Raw genomic sequence first — 14,863 nt, forward strand, 5'->3', positions numbered from 1 at the left:
GTCGGCGTGACGGGATACGTGCCAGCGCGGCAGCAGCTCCGGACCAGACCTGCCGAGCGGGCCGCCCCCGGGCCGCGCCCCGGGGCCCCGCGGATCGCCGCGCTGGGCGGCGGCCAGGGCCTGTCCGCGTCGCTGTCCGGGCTGCGCCGGCTGACCACCGAGCTGACCGCCATCGTCACCGTCGCCGACGACGGCGGCTCCAGCGGGCGGCTGCGCGCCGAGCTCGGCGTGCTGCCGCCCGGCGACCTGCGCAAGGCGCTGGCCGCGCTGTGCGGGGACGACGACTGGGGCCGCACCTGGTCGGAGGTGATCCAGCATCGCTTCACCGGCACCGGCGGGCTCGGCGGCCACGCGGTCGGCAACCTGCTGATCGTGGCGCTGTGGGAGAAGCTCGGCGACCCGGTGGAGGCACTGAACTGGGTGGGCCGGCTGCTGAACGTGCAGGGCCGGGTGCTGCCGATGTCCGCGGTGCCGCTGGACATCGAGGCACAGGTGCGCGGCCACGACCCGCTGAAGCCGGGCGAGGTGTCGGCGGTGCGCGGCCAGGCCGCGGTGGCGGTGACGCCGGGCACGGTGCTGTCGATCCGGCTGCTGCCGGACGAGCCCCCGGCCGTCCCCGAGGCGGTGCAGGCCGTACTGGAGGCGGACTGGGTGGTGCTCGGCCCCGGTTCCTGGTTCACCAGCGTGCTGCCGCACCTGCTGGTCCCGGAGCTGGCCAAGGCCCTCACCGAGACCCGGGCCCGCCGCCTGCTGACCCTCAACCTGGCCCCGCAGCCCGGCGAGACCGAGGGCTTCACCCCGCAGCGCCACCTGGAGGTGATCGCCGACCACGCTCCGGACCTCGCGGTGGATGCGATCCTGGTGGATGAGCGGGCCGTCAGCGGAGGTGCTTTCGGGCTCGCCGACCTGACGGGCCTGGAGCAGGCCGCGAAGCGGATGGGCGCCGCACTGGTGCTCGACCAGGTGGCCCGCGCCGACGGCACCCCGCGACACGACCCGGAGCTCTTGGCCGCGGCGTACGACCGGATTTTCCGGACTCATGGAAGGATCGGCCCATGGCGATGACGGCAGCGGTGAAAGACGAGATCTCCCGGCTTCCCGTCACCCGTGCCTGCTGCCGCAAGGCGGAGGTCTCGGCGATCCTGCGTTTTGCGGGCGGACTGCACATTGTGAGCGGCCGCATCGTGATCGAGGCGGAGCTGGACACCGGCATTGCGGCACGGCGGCTGCGCAAGGACCTCCTGGAGATCTTCGGACACTCCTCGGATCTGGTGGTGATGGCCCCCGGCGGGCTGCGTCGCGGCAGCCGGTACGTGGTGCGGGTGGTGAAGGACGGCGAGCTGCTGGCCCGGCAGACCGGGCTGGTGGACGGACGCGGACGACCGATCCGGGGCCTGCCCCCGGCGGTGGTGTCCGGCGCGACCTGCGACGCGGAGGCCGCCTGGCGCGGCGCGTTCCTGGCGCACGGCTCGCTCACCGAGCCGGGCCGCTCCTCCTCGCTGGAGATCACCTGCCCCGGCTCGGAGGCGGCGCTCGCCCTGGTCGGCGCGGCCCGCCGGCTCGGCATCCCGGCCAAGGCCCGCGAGGTGCGCGGCGTCGACCGGGTGGTGATCCGCGACGGCGACGCGATCGGCGCGCTGCTCACCCGCCTCGGCGCGCACGAGTCCGTGCTGGCCTGGGAGGAGCGCCGGATGCGCCGCGAGGTGCGCGCCACCGCCAACCGGCTGGCCAACTTCGACGACGCCAACCTGCGCCGCTCGGCCCGGGCCGCCGTCGCGGCCGGCGCCCGGGTGGCCCGCGCCCTGGAGATCCTCGGCGAGGAGGTGCCCGAGCACCTGGCGGCGGCCGGCGCGCTGCGCATGCAGCACAAGCAGGCCTCGCTGGAGGAGCTCGGCGCGCTCGCCGACCCGCCGCTGACCAAGGACGCGGTGGCCGGCCGGATCCGTCGTCTGCTGGCGATGGCCGACAAGCGCGCCGCCGAACTCGGCCTGCCCAACACCGAGGCCAACCTGACGGAGGAGATGGCCCTGAACTGACGGGCCGTCAGCCTCCCGGAACGCAACCCCGAAGGGGCGTGCGGAGCATGACGCGGCATTCGCCGCGGTCAAGCCCGCACGCTCCTTTCGGCCATCTGGGCCCTTGCGGCCTACCGGTGAGGCGATGTGCCTTGCGACACTTGGGGGAGGTAGGGTCATCAGTGGTCGGGGAAAACCCAAAATTTCACCCCCGTCGGGCTCCGGCCCGGCGTACCTAAGAGGAGATCGGTTCGTGACGATCCGGGTAGGCATCAACGGGTTCGGCCGCATCGGCCGCAACTTCTTCCGCGCGGTCAAGGCCCAGGGCGCCGACATCGAAATCGTCGGTGTCAACGACCTGACCGACACCAAGACGCTGGCTCACCTGTTCAAGTACGACACCACCCTCGGTACCTTCCCCGGTGAGGTCTCGCACACCGAGGACACCATCACCGTCGACGGCCACACCTTCAAGGTCACCGCCGAGCGTGACCCCGCCAACCTCCCCTGGGCCGCGCTGGGCGCCGACATCGTCATCGAGTCCACCGGCATCTTCACCAAGGCCGACGGTGCGAAGAAGCACCTGAGCGCCGGTGCGAAGAAGGTCGTCATCTCGGCGCCCGCCACCGGTGAGGACATCACCATCGTGATGGGCGTCAACGACGGCAAGTACGACGCCGCCGCGCACAACATCATCTCGAACGCCTCCTGCACCACTAACTGCGTGGCGCCGATGGCGAAGGTGCTGGACGAGAACTTCGGCATCATCAAGGGCCTGATGACCACCGTGCACGCCTTCACCAACGACCAGGTCACCCTGGACTTCCCGCACCGGGACCTGCGCCGCGCCCGCGCCGCCTCGCAGAACATCATTCCGACCTCGACCGGCGCCGCCAAGGCCACCGCCCTGGTGCTGCCGCAGCTGAAGGGCAAGCTGGACGGCACCTCGCTGCGCGTCCCGGTCCCGACCGGCTCCATCACCGACCTGGTGGTCACCCTGGAGCGCGAGGTCACCAAGGACGAGGTCAACGCCGCGTTCCAGAAGGCCGCCCAGGAGGGCTCGCTGAAGGGCATCCTGGCGTACACCGAAGACCCGATCGTGTCCTCGGACATCGTGAACGACCCGCACTCCTGCATCTTCGACTCGAAGCTGACGATGGTTCAGGGGAACCAGGTCAAGGTGCTCGGCTGGTACGACAACGAGTTCGGCTACTCGAACCGCCTCGTCGACCTGGTCGCCATCATCGGCGAGCAGCTCTGACTCCCAGCGGTAGCTGACGTGACGTAAGGGGCAGGGCCCGGACGGCTGTCACCGCCGACCGGGCCCTGCCGCTGCGCCCACCTCGTCCGTCCTACCCTTCCCGGTGACTCGCTGCCCCGTGTCGCCGCCTGCCGATCCATCCATCGAGGAGCAAGACCGTGAAGACGATCGAAGACCTGGAGGTCTCCGGCAAGCGGGTGTTCGTCCGCGCCGACCTCAACGTGCCGCTGTCCGGTGACACCATTACCGACGACGGCCGGATCCGCGCCGTCGCGCCGACCATCGCCAAGCTCGTCGAGCGTGGCGCCCGGGTGGTCGTCGCCTCGCACCTGGGCCGCCCGAAGGGCGAGCCGGACCCGAAGTTCTCTCTCGCGCCGGTGGCGGTCCGCCTCGGCGAGATCCTGGGCCGCCCGGTGAGCTTCGCCACCGACACGGTCGGGGACAGCGCGAAGGCCACCGTCGCCGCTCTCGGCGACGGCGAGGTCACGCTGCTGGAGAACCTGCGCTTCAACGCCGGCGAGACCTCCAAGGACGACGCCGAGCGCGGTGCGTTCGCCGACCAGCTGGCCGGCCTGGCGGACCTGTACGTCGGCGACGGCTTCGGTGCGGTGCACCGCAAGCACGCCTCCGTCTACGACCTTCCGGCCCGCCTGCCGCACGCCGTCGGCGACCTGATCGCCACCGAGGTGGGCGTGCTCAAGCGCCTCACCGAGGACGTGGCCCGCCCGTACGTGGTGGTGCTCGGCGGCTCCAAGGTCTCCGACAAGGTCGGCGTGATCGAGAACCTGCTCGGCAAGGCCGACCGGATCCTGATCGGCGGCGGCATGATGTACACCTTCATCGCCGCCCAGGGCCACGGCGTCGGCGCCTCGCTGCTCCAGGAGGACCAGATCCCGGTCGTCCAGGACTACCTGAAGCGCGGCGCCGAGCAGGGCGTGGAGTTCGTGATCCCGCTGGACACCGCGGTGTCCGGCTCGTTCCCGGACGTCAAGACCGGCGCCCCGGTGGACGACTTCGCGGTGGTGGACGTGGACGCCATCCCGGACGGCGCGCTGGGCCTGGACATCGGCCCGAAGACCGCGCAGCTGTTCGCGGAGAAGATCGCCGACGCGAAGACCGTGTTCTGGAACGGCCCGATGGGCGTGTTCGAGCACCCGGCGTTCGCGGACGGCACCCGGGCCGTGGCCCAGGCGCTGATCGACTCCGAGGCGTTCACGGTGGTCGGCGGCGGCGACTCGGCGGCAGCGGTGCGCACCCTCGGGTTCGACGAGGCGAAGTTCGGACACATCTCGACCGGCGGTGGCGCGAGCCTCGAGTACCTGGAGGGCAAGACCCTCCCCGGTCTCGCCGCCCTGGAGGACTGAGAAGGACATGACTGAGCGTCTCCCGCTGATGGCGGGCAACTGGAAGATGAACCTCGACCACCTCGAGGCCATCCAGCACACCCAGAAGCTGGCGTTCTCGCTGGCCGACAAGGACTACAAGGCCGTCGAGGTCGCCGTCCTGGTGCCGTTCACCGACCTGCGCTCCGTGCAGACCCTGGTCGACGGCGACAAGCTGAAGCTCAAGTACGGCTCGCAGGACATCTCGCAGCACGACGGCGGCGCCTACACCGGTGAGGTGTCCGGGCCGATGCTGGCGAAGCTGAAGTGCACCTACGCGGTGATCGGCCACTCGGAGCGCCGCCAGTACCACGGCGAGAACGAGGAGATCGTCAACGCCAAGGTGAAGGCCGCCTACCGCAACGGGATCACCCCGATCCTGTGCATCGGCGAGCCGCTGGAGATCCGCAAGGCCGGCACCCACGTCGCGTACACCCTCGCGCAGCTGGACGGCGCGCTGGACGGCGTTCCGGCCGGCGACGCGGAGAGCATCGTGGTCGCGTACGAGCCGGTCTGGGCGATCGGCACCGGCGAGGTCGCCACGCCCGAGGACGCGCAGGAGGTGTGCGGCGCGATCCGGGCCCGGCTCGGCGAGCTGTACGGCACCGACCTGGCCGACAAGGTCCGCGTGCTGTACGGCGGCTCGGTGAAGTCCTCGTCGGCGGCCGGCCTGATGGCCAAGCCCGACATCGACGGCGGACTGATCGGCGGTGCCTCGCTGGACGCCGAGGAGTTCGTCAAGATCGTGCGGTACCGTGACCAGGCAGTAGGCTAACGCCGCCGCAGCAACGTAGGCTTTGGGGCCGGACCGCGTGGAGCGGGCCCGGCCCCTTCGCCGAAGATTCGAGAGAGTTGGTCCCGTCGTGGTTCTCGGGTTCGAGATTGCTCTGATCATTCTCAGTGTGCTGATGATCATGCTGGTCCTGCTGCACAAGGGCAAGGGCGGCGGCCTGTCCGACATGTTCGGCGGCGGCGCGATGTCCACCGGTGGCGGCTCCGCGGTGGCCGAGCGCAACCTCGACCGCATCACCGTCGTGGTCGGCCTGGCCTGGTTCGCCTGCATCATCGTGCTCGGCCTGCTGCTGAAGAGCAGCTGACACCGACAACTGACGTGAAGTCGGCGGCGATGGTGGCACAACCTTAACCGCCGCTTACACTAGGACGACTTCGCCACCGTCCGCCCAGCCGCGGCCGGACGGCACCAGCACGCAGGGGAGTCAGACCGTGGCAAGTGGCAACGCGATCCGAGGCAGCAGAGTCGGTGCCGGCCCGATGGGGGAGGCGGAGCGCGGCGAGTCCGCTCCCCGCAACCGGATCTCCTTCTGGTGCGCCAACAAGCATGAGACGCGCCCCAGTTTCGCCGCGGAGGCGGCCATCCCGGACACCTGGGACTGCCCCCGCTGCGGGTTCCCGGCCGGCCAGGACGAGCACAACCCGCCCGCGCCGGCCCGCAACGAGCCTTACAAGACCCACCTCGCGTACGTGCGGGAGCGGCGGACCGACGCCGACGGCGAGGCGATTCTCGCTGAGGCGCTGGCCAAGCTGCGAGGCGAGATCTGAGCCGTGCGGCAACGTGAAAGCCGCCCACCTGGGGAGTTCTCCGGGTGGGCGGCTTTTTGCGTGGGTGCGTCCCTGCGTTCCCCACGAGTGACGGGGCGTCAGTGGGAACGAATGCCGCCCACCTGGGGGGTTCTCCGGGTGGGCGGCATTGGCGTGGTCGCGTTCCCCCTCGCGCAGTTCCCCGCGCCCCTGACGGGGCGCGGAGGTTGGGCGCAGTGTCCACGCGGCCCCTGACGGGGCGCGGGGGTTGGGCGCTGTTTCCCCGCGGCCCCTGGCGGGGCGTGGGGGTTGGGTGCAGTGTCCCCGCGGCCCCTGGCGGGGTGCGGGGGTTGGGCGCTGTTTCCACGTGCCCCTGGCGGGGTGCGGGGGTTGGGCGCTGTTTCCATGCGGCCCCTGGCGGGGCGTGGGGGTTGGGTGCAGTGTCCACGCGGCCCCTGGCGGGGCGCGGAGGTTTGGCGCTGTTTTCCCGTGTCCCTGGTGGGGCGTGGGGGGTTGGGCGCTGTTTCCCCGTGGCCCTGGTGGGGGCTTGGGTGATGGGGTGTCAGGGGAGCTTGCCGGCCGCGGCGGTGTCGAGGAACCAGAGGGTTCGGGCGGTGCCGGTGACGGCGCCGGCGGGGGCGGTTTCGGGGGTGGGGGTGGTGCGGGCCAGGGCTACGGCGTCGGCCTTGTCGGGGCCGGCGGCGAGGAGCCAGACCTGGTGGGCGGTGCGGAGCGCGGGGAGGGTGAGGGAGAGGCGGGTCGGCGGGGGCTTCGGCGAGTCGTGCACGGCGATGACGGTGCCCTCGGTCTGCCGGACCCCGGGGTGGCCGGGGAAGAGCGAGGCGACGTGCGCGTCGGGGCCGATGCCGAGCAGGAGGACGTCGAACACCGGCAGGTCCGCGCCGTTGGGGGCGGCGGTGCGGAGTTCGGCGGCGTACCGGGCGGCGGCGTCCTCGGGGGAGGAGCCGCCGTCGGCGGGCATCTCGTGCACCCGGGCGCCGAGCGGCCGGACGGCGTCCAGGAACGCGGCGGCCTGCACGGCGTTGCGCTCCGGGTCGCCGGCCGGCAGGTAGCGTTCGTCGCCCCACCAGAGGTCGACCTGCGCCCAGTTCACCGCGTCGCGCGCCGGGTGGGCGGCGAGCGCGGCGAGCAGGGCGTTGCCGTTGCGGCCGCCGGTGAGTACCAGGTTGGCGGCGCCGCGCGCGGCCTGTGCGTCGACCACGGCGGTGATCAGCCGGGCGGCGGCCGCCTCGGCCAGCACCGCCGGGTCGCGGTGGACCAGGACCGTCTCGGTGCTCACTGGGCGCTCCGCTTGCGGGTGGCGGTCTTCTTGGTGGCGGCGGGCTCCTCGCCCTCGTCGGCCGCGTGCTTCGCGGCGTGTCCTTCGACGGTGCCGCCGGGGCCCGCGTGCTCGACTCCGGCGATCCGCTCGCGCAGCCGGTCCACGGGGGTGCGGACGGCGGTGGCGTAGATGTCGTCGGGGTCGAGGCGGCGCAGTTCCTCGGCGATCAGTTCGGCGGTGTCGCGGCGCTTGAGCGCGACCATGCGGTCGGGCGCGCCGGGCATCGACAGGGTGCCGAGCAGGCCGTCGGGGCGGTCCAGGACGATGTCGCCGTCCTTGGTGCGCAGCGTGACGGCGGTGATGCCGGGGCCGCCGGTGACGACCCGTTCGACCGGTACCCGCAGGCGGTTGTGCAGCCACAGGCCGAGCAGTTCGACGCTGGGGTTGTACGACTCGCCCTCGACCACCGCGGCGGTGATCTCGACGTCGCGCTGGTCGAGCGCGGCGGCCAGCATGGAGCGCCAGCCGGTGATCCGGGTCCACGCCAGGTCGGTGTCGCCGGGGGTGTAGCCGGCGGCCCGCTGGGCGAGCTGGCCGACCGGCGACTCGGCGGTCACCGCGTCGGTGATCCGGCGCTGGGCGAGCGCGCCCAGCGGGTCCTGGGCGGGGTGGAGCGGTGCGTTGTCCGGCCACCAGACCACCACGGGGGCGTCGGGCAGCAGCAGCGGCAGCACCACGGACTGCGCGTGCGAGGCGAGTTCGCCGTGCATGCGCAGGATGACGGTCTCGCCGCTGCCGGCGTCGCTGCCGACCAGGATCTCCGCGTCCAGCCGGGTCTCGGCCCGGGCGCGGGGCGAGCGGCCGGCCCGCTTGATGACGGCCAGGGTCCGCGAGGGGTGCTCGCGGGAGGCGTCGTTCGCGGCCTTCAGGGCGTCGTAGGCGCTGCCCTCGTCGGTCACGATGACCAGGGTCAGCACCATGCCGGCGGCGGTCGAGCCGCTGGCCCGCCGGGCGTCCATCAGAGCAGCGTTGATCTTGCTCGACGTGGTGTTCGTCAGGTCGATCTTCATGGCCGGCGCCAGCTCCTGCCGTCTCGTGCGAGCATCTCGTCCGCCTCGGCCGGGCCCCAGGTGCCGGCCGGGTACTGCGCGGGCTTGCCGTTGGCGTCCCAGTACTGCTCGATCGGGTCGAGGATCTGCCAGGACAGCTCGACCTCCTGGTGCCGCGGGAAGAGGTTGGCGTCGCCCAGCAGGACGTCCAGGATGAGGCGCTCGTACGCCTCGGGGCTGGACTCGGTGAACGACTCGCCGTAGGCGAAGTCCATGGTGACGTCGCGGACCTCCAGCGCGGTGCCGGGGACCTTCGAGCCGAAGCGCACGGTGACGCCCTCGTCCGGCTGGACGCGGATCACCAGGGCGTTCTGGCCGAGCTCCTCGGTGGCGTAGGAGTCGAACGGCAGGTACGGGGCACGCTGGAAGACCACCGCGATCTCGGTGACCCGGCGGCCCAGCCGCTTGCCGGTGCGCAGGTAGAACGGCACGCCCGCCCAGCGCCGGTTGTTGATCTCCAGCTTGATGGCCGCGTAGGTGTCGGTCTTGGACTCGGGGTTGATGCCGTCCTCGTCCAGGTAGCCGACCACCTCCTGACCGCCCTGCCAGCCGGAGGTGTACTGGCCGCGCACGGTGTGCTTGCCCAGGTCGGCGGGGAGCTTGACGGCGCTGAGCACCTTCAGCTTCTCGGCGACCAGCGCCTTCGGGTGGAAGGACGCCGGCTCCTCGATGGCGGTCAGCGCCATCAGCTGGAGCAGGTGGTTCTGGATGACGTCACGGGCCGAGCCGATGCCGTCGTAGTAGCCGGCCCGGCCGCCGATGCCGATGTCCTCGGCCATGGTGATCTGCACGTGGTCCACGTACGACCGGTTCCAGATCGGCTCGAACATCTGGTTGGCGAAGCGCAGCGCCAGGATGTTCTGGACGGTCTCCTTGCCCAGGTAGTGGTCGATCCGGAAGACCTCGTCGCGCGGGAAGACCTCGTGGACGATCCGGTTCAGTTCCTGGGCGCTGGCCAGGTCGTGGCCGAAGGGCTTCTCGATGACCGCGCGGCGCCAGGAACCCGGCGCCGGGTCGGTCAGGCCGTGCTTCTTCAGCTGCTGGACCACGGTGGGGAAGAACTTCGGCGGCACCGACAGGTAGAACGCGAAGTTGCCGCTGGTGCCCTGCGCCTGGTCGAGTTCCTCGATGGTGCGGCGCAGCGTGTCGAAGGCCTCGTCGTCGCCGAAGTCGCCCTGGACGAACCGCATGCCCTTGGCGAGCTGCTGCCAGACCTCCTCGCGGAACGGGGTGCGCGCGTGCTCCTTGACGGCGTCGTGCACCACCTGCGCGAAGTCCTCGTCGGCCCACTCGCGCCGGGCGAAGCCGATCAGCGAGAAGCCCGGCGGCAGCAGGCCGCGGTTGGCGAGGTCGTAGATGGCCGGCATCAGCTTCTTGCGGGACAGGTCGCCGGTGACGCCGAAGATCACCAGGCCGGACGGGCCGGCGATCCTCGGGAGCCGGCGGTCGGCAGGGTCCCGCAGCGGGTTGACGGGCTGGCTGGGGGTGGTGCCCCCGACCGGCTCCGTGCCCTCCACGTCCGGGTACGGCTGGGTGTTGCTCACTGTGGTGTGCTCCGCTTTCCGTTCGGTTTCGTGAGCAGGAGTCAGTTGTCGCCGTGCGACTGGAGTGCGGCGGTGACGGTGTCGAGCAGCTCGTTCCAGGAGACCTCGAACTTCTGCACGCCCTCCTCCTCCAGCACCCGCACCACGTCGTCGTAGTCCACGCCGGCCGCGGCGACCGCGTCCAGCACGGCCTTGGCGTCCGCGTAGTTCGGGGTGATGGTGTCGCCGGTGACGACGCCGTGGTCGTCGGTGGCGTCCAGAGTGGCCTCGGGCATGGTGTTGACGGTGCCCGGGGCGACCAGCTCGGTCACGTACAGGGTGTCCGGCAGGCTCGGGTCCTTCACACCGGTGGACGCCCACAGCGGGCGCTGCGGCTTGGCACCGGCCGCCTCCAGGGCCTGCCAGCGGGCCGAGGCGGGCTTGCTGCCGTCGACCGAGCCGTACACCTCCTCGTACGCCTGGTAGGCGAGGCGGGCGTTGGCCACCGCGGCCTTGGAGCGCAGGCCCTTGGCCTCGCCACCGATCGCGTCCAGGCGCTTGTCGATTTCGGTGTCTACGCGGGAGACGAAGAACGAGGCGACCGACTCGATCTGCGAGAGGTCCAGGCCGGCGGCCTTGGCCTGCTCCAGGCCGGTCAGGTGGGCGTCGATGACGGCCTTGTAGCGCTCCAGCGAGAAGATCAGCGTGACGTTGACGCTGATGCCCTTGGCGAGCACCGCGCTGATCGCGGGCAGGCCGGCCAGCGTGGCGGGGATCTTGATCAGCACGTTCGGGCGGTCGACCAGCCACCACAGCTGCTTGGCCTCGGCGATGGTCGCGGCGGTCTCGTGGGCCAGCCGCGGATCGACCTCGATGGAGACCCGGCCGTCACGGCCGTTGGAGGCGTCGTACACCGGGCGCAGCACGTCGGCGGCGTCCCGGACGTCCGAGGTGGTGATCATGCGGACGGCCTCGTCGGTGGTGACCTTGCGCACCGCGAGGTCCTCCAGCTGGCGGTTGTAGGCGCCGTTGCCGGCGATCGCCTTCTGGAAGATGGTCGGGTTGGTGGTGACGCCGACGACGTGCTTCTCCTGCACCAGCTCGGCCAGGTTGCCGGAGTTCAGCCGCTCCCGGCTGAGGTCGTCCAGCCAGATCGCCACGCCTTCTTCGCTGAGGCGGTTCAATGCGTCGGTCATGGTGCTCAGTCCCTCTTCTTCTTTTCGTACGTCTGCGGTGGAGTCCGGGGCCCGGCCCGGGGGAGTGCGGATCCCCCGGGCCGGGGTGCGACCGGGCCTTAGCGGGAGACGGCCTCGACCGTGCGCAGCGAGGCGCGGGCCGCGTTGGCGACCGCGTCCGCGGTGATGCCGAACTCCTGGTAGAGCACCTTGTAGTCGGCGGAGGCGCCGAAGTGCTCCAGGCTGATGATCCGTCCGGCGTCGCCGACCAGCTCGCGCCAGCCCTGGGCGATGCCCGCCTCGACCGAGACCCGGGCCCGGACGTTCGGCGGCAGCACGCTGTCGCGGTACGCCTGGTCCTGCTCGTTGAACCACTCCACCGACGGCATCGACACCACCCGGGTCGGGGTGCCCTCGGCCTGCAGCGCCTCGCGGGCCTGCATCGCCAGCTGCACCTCGGAGCCGGTGCCGATCAGGATCGCCTTGGGCTCGCCGCCCTCGGCCTCGGCCAGCACGTAGCCACCCCTGGCCGCGCCCTCGGCGGAGCCGAACAGCTCGCGGTCGAAGGTCGGCACGCCCTGCCGGGTCAGCACCAGGCCGACCGGGCCGGGGTGGCTGGTCTGCCGCTCCAGCACGGTGCGCCACACCACGGCGGTCTCGTTGGCGTCCGCCGGGCGGACCACCGCGAGGCCCGGGATGGCGCGCAGCGCGGCCAGGTGCTCGACCGGCTGGTGGGTCGGGCCGTCCTCGCCGAGGCCGATCGAGTCGTGCGTCCAGACGTAGACCACCGGCAGCTTCATTAGCGCGGCGAGCCGGACCGCGGGGCGCATGTAGTCGGAGAACACCAGGAAGGTGCCGCCGTAGATGCGGGTGCGGCCGTGCAGCGCGATGCCGTTCATCACGGAGCCCATGGCGTGCTCGCGGATGCCGTAGTGGATGGTGCGGCCGTACGGCGAGGCGCTCTTGAGCGGGTTGCCCTCCGGAAGGAAGGAGGACTCCTCGTCGATGGTGGTCAGGTTGGACTCGGCGAGGTCCGCGGAGCCGCCCCACAGCTCGGGGATCAGCTTGCCGACGGCCTTCAGGGTGTCGCCGGAGGCCTTGCGGGTGGCGACGTCCTTGCCGGCCGGGAAGACCGGCAGCGCCTTCTCCCAGCCGTCGGGCAGCTCGCCGATCTGGATCCGGTCGTACTCGGCGGCGCGCTGCGGGTTGGCGGCGCGCCACTCGCGCAGCTGCTCCTCCCAGGCGGTGCGGGCGGCCTGGCCGCGCTGCACGACCTCGCGGGCGTGCGCGACGACCTGGTCGGTCACCTCGAAGGTCTTCTGCGGGTCGAAGCCCAGCACCTTCTTGGTGGCGGCGATCTCGGCGTCGCCGAGGGCCGAGCCGTGCGCCTTGGCGGTGTCCTGGGCGTTCGGCGCGGGCCAGGCGATGATGGTGCGCATCGCGATGATCGAGGGCTTGCCGGTCTCCGCCTTGGCGGCCTCCAGCGCGGCGGCCAGCGCGACCACGTCGATGTCGCCGTCCGACTTCGGGACGACCCGCTGGACGTGCCAGCCGTACGCCTCGTAGCGGGCCAGCACGTCCTCGGAGAACGCGGTGGCGGTGTCGCCCTCGATGGAGATGTGGTTGTCGTCGTACAGCGCGACCAGGTTGCCCAGCTTCTGGTGGCCGGCCAGCGAGGACGCCTCGGCGGAGATGCCCTCCTGGAGGTCGCCGTCGGAGACGATCGCCCAGATGGTGTGGTCGAACGGCGAGGTGCCGGCCGGCGCGTCCGGGTCGAACAGGCCGCGCTCGTAGCGGGCGGCCATCGCCATGCCGATCGCGTTGCCCACGCCCTGGCCGAGCGGGCCGGTGGTGGTCTCGACGCCGGCGGTGTGGCCGTGCTCGGGGTGGCCGGGGGTGCGGCTGCCCGCGACCCGGAAGGCCTTCAGGTCGTCCAGCGACAGTCCGTAACCGGACAGGAACAGCTGGGTGTACAGCGTGAGGGAGGTGTGCCCCGGCGAGAGCACGAAGCGGTCGCGGCCGACCCAGGTCGGGTCGGTGGGGTCGTGGCGCAGGAAACGCTGGAAGATGAGGTAGGCGGCGGGGGCCAGCGACATGGCGGTGCCGGGGTGTCCGTTCCCCACCTTCTGCACGGCGTCCATGGCCAGGACCCGGGCCGTGTCCACGGCACGCTGGTCCAGCTCGCTCCACTCGAATACGTTCGGCGTCGTGCTCACCCTTGCTCAGGGCTCCTTCCGGATTTTTGTAGAAGTGTCACCCCGTGAAGGGGACCGGTCGGCCACGCCGCTGTGGCTGGTGCCGATCACGGAGGGTTGATCCCGCTTCTCTGTGCGAGCCTACCGTTTGCGGGGCACCTCACCCTGCGTGCCGGGCAACCAGGAGCGGCGGCGTCGCATTCCCCTGCCGGGTCGTCAACTCCTCTGTCCTACATTCACCCGTCCGGGGAGGGTTTGCCCGTCCGAGGCGTAAGACGCGCATGCGCACGGCTCGCCGGGGGACCCCGGGGCGGATCGGGAGATATGGAGCGTCTATGGTTGCGTGGTACGCGCAGCGCGGACGGTGGGCACCCTGCGGGTTCTCCGGGACGCCTGTGGAAGTTCATCGACTGTTGAGGTGTCCGTGACCGCCGTCGAAACCCGCCCCGCCGGGGTGGTAGGGACGAGCACCGCGCGCCGGCCGTTCGGGGCCCGCATCGGGGCCTTCGTCGCCCTCACCAAACCTCGGATCATCGAGCTGCTGCTGATCTCCACGGTGCCGGTGATGTTCCTGGCCCAGGGCGGCGTGCCCAACCTGTGGCGGGTGCTCGCGGTAGTGGTCGGCGGCTACCTGTCCGCGGGCGGCGCCAACGCGCTCAACATGTACATCGACCGCGACATCGACGCGGTGATGTCCCGCACCGAGCGGCGCCCGATCGTCACCGGCATGGTCTCGCCGCGCGAGGCGCTGGTCTTCGGCATCTCGCTGGCCGTGGTCTCCACCGTCTGGCTCGGCGTGCTGGTCAACTGGCTGTCCTCGGCGCTGGCCGGCAGCGCGCTGCTGTTCTACGTGTTCGTCTACACGCTGGGCCTCAAGCGCCGCACCGCGCAGAACATCGTCTGGGGCGGCATCGCCGGCTGCATGCCGGTGTTCGTCGGCTGGGCGTCCGTCACCAACTCGCTGTCCTGGTCGGCGCTGCTGCTGTTCCTGGTGGTGTTCTTCTGGACGCCGCCGCACACCTGGGTGCTGTCGATGAAGGTCCGCGACGACTACGCCCGGGCCGGCGTGCCGATGCTGCCGGTGATCCGCGGCAACATCGGCGTGGCCAAGCAGGTCGTCGTCTACTCCTGGGTGATGGTGGCGACCTCGATGCTGCTGTGGCCGGTCGCGCACACCAGCTGGCTGTACCCGGTCACCGCCGCCGTGCTCGGCGCGCTGTGGATGAAGGAGGCGTACGCGCTCCAGTCGCGCGCCAAGGCCGGCATCGTGGGCGCCAAGCTCAAGGAGATGCGGCTGTTCCACTGGTCGATCACGTACCTGACGCTGCTGTTCCTGGAAGTCGCGATCGACCCGTTCGTGGGCTGACACCCCCGTTTTCCAA

At 71.4% G+C, this 14,863-nt stretch carries 13 protein-coding genes; 8 read left to right on the top strand and 5 right to left on the bottom strand.

The genetic code is table 11. The annotated features are described in order from the left end of the window. The first annotated feature begins 6 nt into the window (after window positions 1-6). The 7 genes from ACZ6R9_RS22425 to ACZ6R9_RS22455 all read left to right on the top strand — a co-directional run bounded on the left by ACZ6R9_RS22425 (window position 7) and on the right by ACZ6R9_RS22455 (window position 6,218). Window positions 7-1,065, top strand: a complete 1,059-nt coding sequence (locus ACZ6R9_RS22425; protein WP_380485478.1) for a gluconeogenesis factor YvcK family protein — start codon at window positions 7-9, stop codon at window positions 1,063-1,065. After that, window positions 1,056-2,036, top strand: a complete 981-nt coding sequence (whiA, locus tag ACZ6R9_RS22430) for a DNA-binding protein WhiA (RefSeq protein ID WP_043910002.1) — start codon at window positions 1,056-1,058, stop codon at window positions 2,034-2,036. Before ACZ6R9_RS22425 ends, whiA begins: the two co-directional genes overlap by 10 nt. Window positions 2,037-2,268: 232 nt before the next feature. Continuing rightward, window positions 2,269-3,276, top strand: coding sequence for a type I glyceraldehyde-3-phosphate dehydrogenase (gene gap, locus ACZ6R9_RS22435; RefSeq protein WP_380485476.1), 1,008 nt, complete (start codon window positions 2,269-2,271; stop codon window positions 3,274-3,276). 158 nt (window positions 3,277-3,434) lie between these two features. Continuing rightward, a complete protein-coding gene (locus ACZ6R9_RS22440) occupies window positions 3,435-4,640 on the top strand; it encodes a phosphoglycerate kinase (protein ID WP_380485474.1) in 1,206 nt (401 codons plus the stop codon). A 7-nt stretch (window positions 4,641-4,647) separates the two neighbouring features. Further along, the gene (tpiA, locus tag ACZ6R9_RS22445) at window positions 4,648-5,433 is read left to right on the top strand and encodes a triose-phosphate isomerase (RefSeq protein WP_380485472.1); all 786 of its coding nucleotides are present in this window, start codon (window positions 4,648-4,650) and stop codon (window positions 5,431-5,433) included. An 88-nt stretch (window positions 5,434-5,521) separates the two neighbouring features. Next, window positions 5,522-5,755 (top strand): preprotein translocase subunit SecG, encoded by a 234-nt coding sequence (secG, locus tag ACZ6R9_RS22450; RefSeq protein ID WP_380485470.1) that lies wholly within the window; start codon window positions 5,522-5,524, stop codon window positions 5,753-5,755. 127 nt (window positions 5,756-5,882) lie between these two features. Further along, window positions 5,883-6,218: an RNA polymerase-binding protein RbpA gene (locus ACZ6R9_RS22455; RefSeq protein ID WP_073814874.1), complete on the top strand. Its 336-nt coding sequence runs from the start codon at window positions 5,883-5,885 to the stop codon at window positions 6,216-6,218. A 541-nt stretch (window positions 6,219-6,759) separates the two neighbouring features. Here ACZ6R9_RS22455 and pgl read toward each other — a convergent pair. The 5 genes from pgl to tkt all read right to left on the bottom strand — a co-directional run bounded on the left by pgl (window position 6,760) and on the right by tkt (window position 13,502). Further along, window positions 6,760-7,497, bottom strand: coding sequence for a 6-phosphogluconolactonase (gene pgl, locus ACZ6R9_RS22460; protein WP_465539883.1), 738 nt, complete (start codon window positions 7,495-7,497; stop codon window positions 6,760-6,762). Further along, window positions 7,494-8,549, bottom strand: a complete 1,056-nt coding sequence (gene opcA, locus ACZ6R9_RS22465) for a glucose-6-phosphate dehydrogenase assembly protein OpcA (RefSeq protein ID WP_380485466.1) — start codon at window positions 8,547-8,549, stop codon at window positions 7,494-7,496. Before opcA ends, pgl begins: the two co-directional genes overlap by 4 nt. Beyond that, entirely contained in the window at window positions 8,546-10,105 is a 1,560-nt protein-coding gene (zwf, locus tag ACZ6R9_RS22470; protein WP_380485633.1) for a glucose-6-phosphate dehydrogenase, read from the bottom strand. The genes opcA and zwf overlap by 4 nt, the downstream gene beginning before the upstream one ends. A 68-nt stretch (window positions 10,106-10,173) precedes the next feature. Next, a complete protein-coding gene (gene tal, locus ACZ6R9_RS22475) occupies window positions 10,174-11,307 on the bottom strand; it encodes a transaldolase (RefSeq protein ID WP_465539885.1) in 1,134 nt (377 codons plus the stop codon). Between the two features lie 98 nt (window positions 11,308-11,405). After that, window positions 11,406-13,502, bottom strand: coding sequence for a transketolase (gene tkt, locus ACZ6R9_RS22480; RefSeq protein WP_380485462.1), 2,097 nt, complete (start codon window positions 13,500-13,502; stop codon window positions 11,406-11,408). Between the two features lie 403 nt (window positions 13,503-13,905). Between tkt and ACZ6R9_RS22485 the strand changes: the two genes are divergently transcribed. Continuing rightward, window positions 13,906-14,847: a heme o synthase gene (locus tag ACZ6R9_RS22485; protein WP_380485460.1), complete on the top strand. Its 942-nt coding sequence runs from the start codon at window positions 13,906-13,908 to the stop codon at window positions 14,845-14,847. Window positions 14,848-14,863 lie beyond the last annotated feature (16 nt).

Source organism: Kitasatospora sp. NPDC048662 (assembly GCF_055587065.1).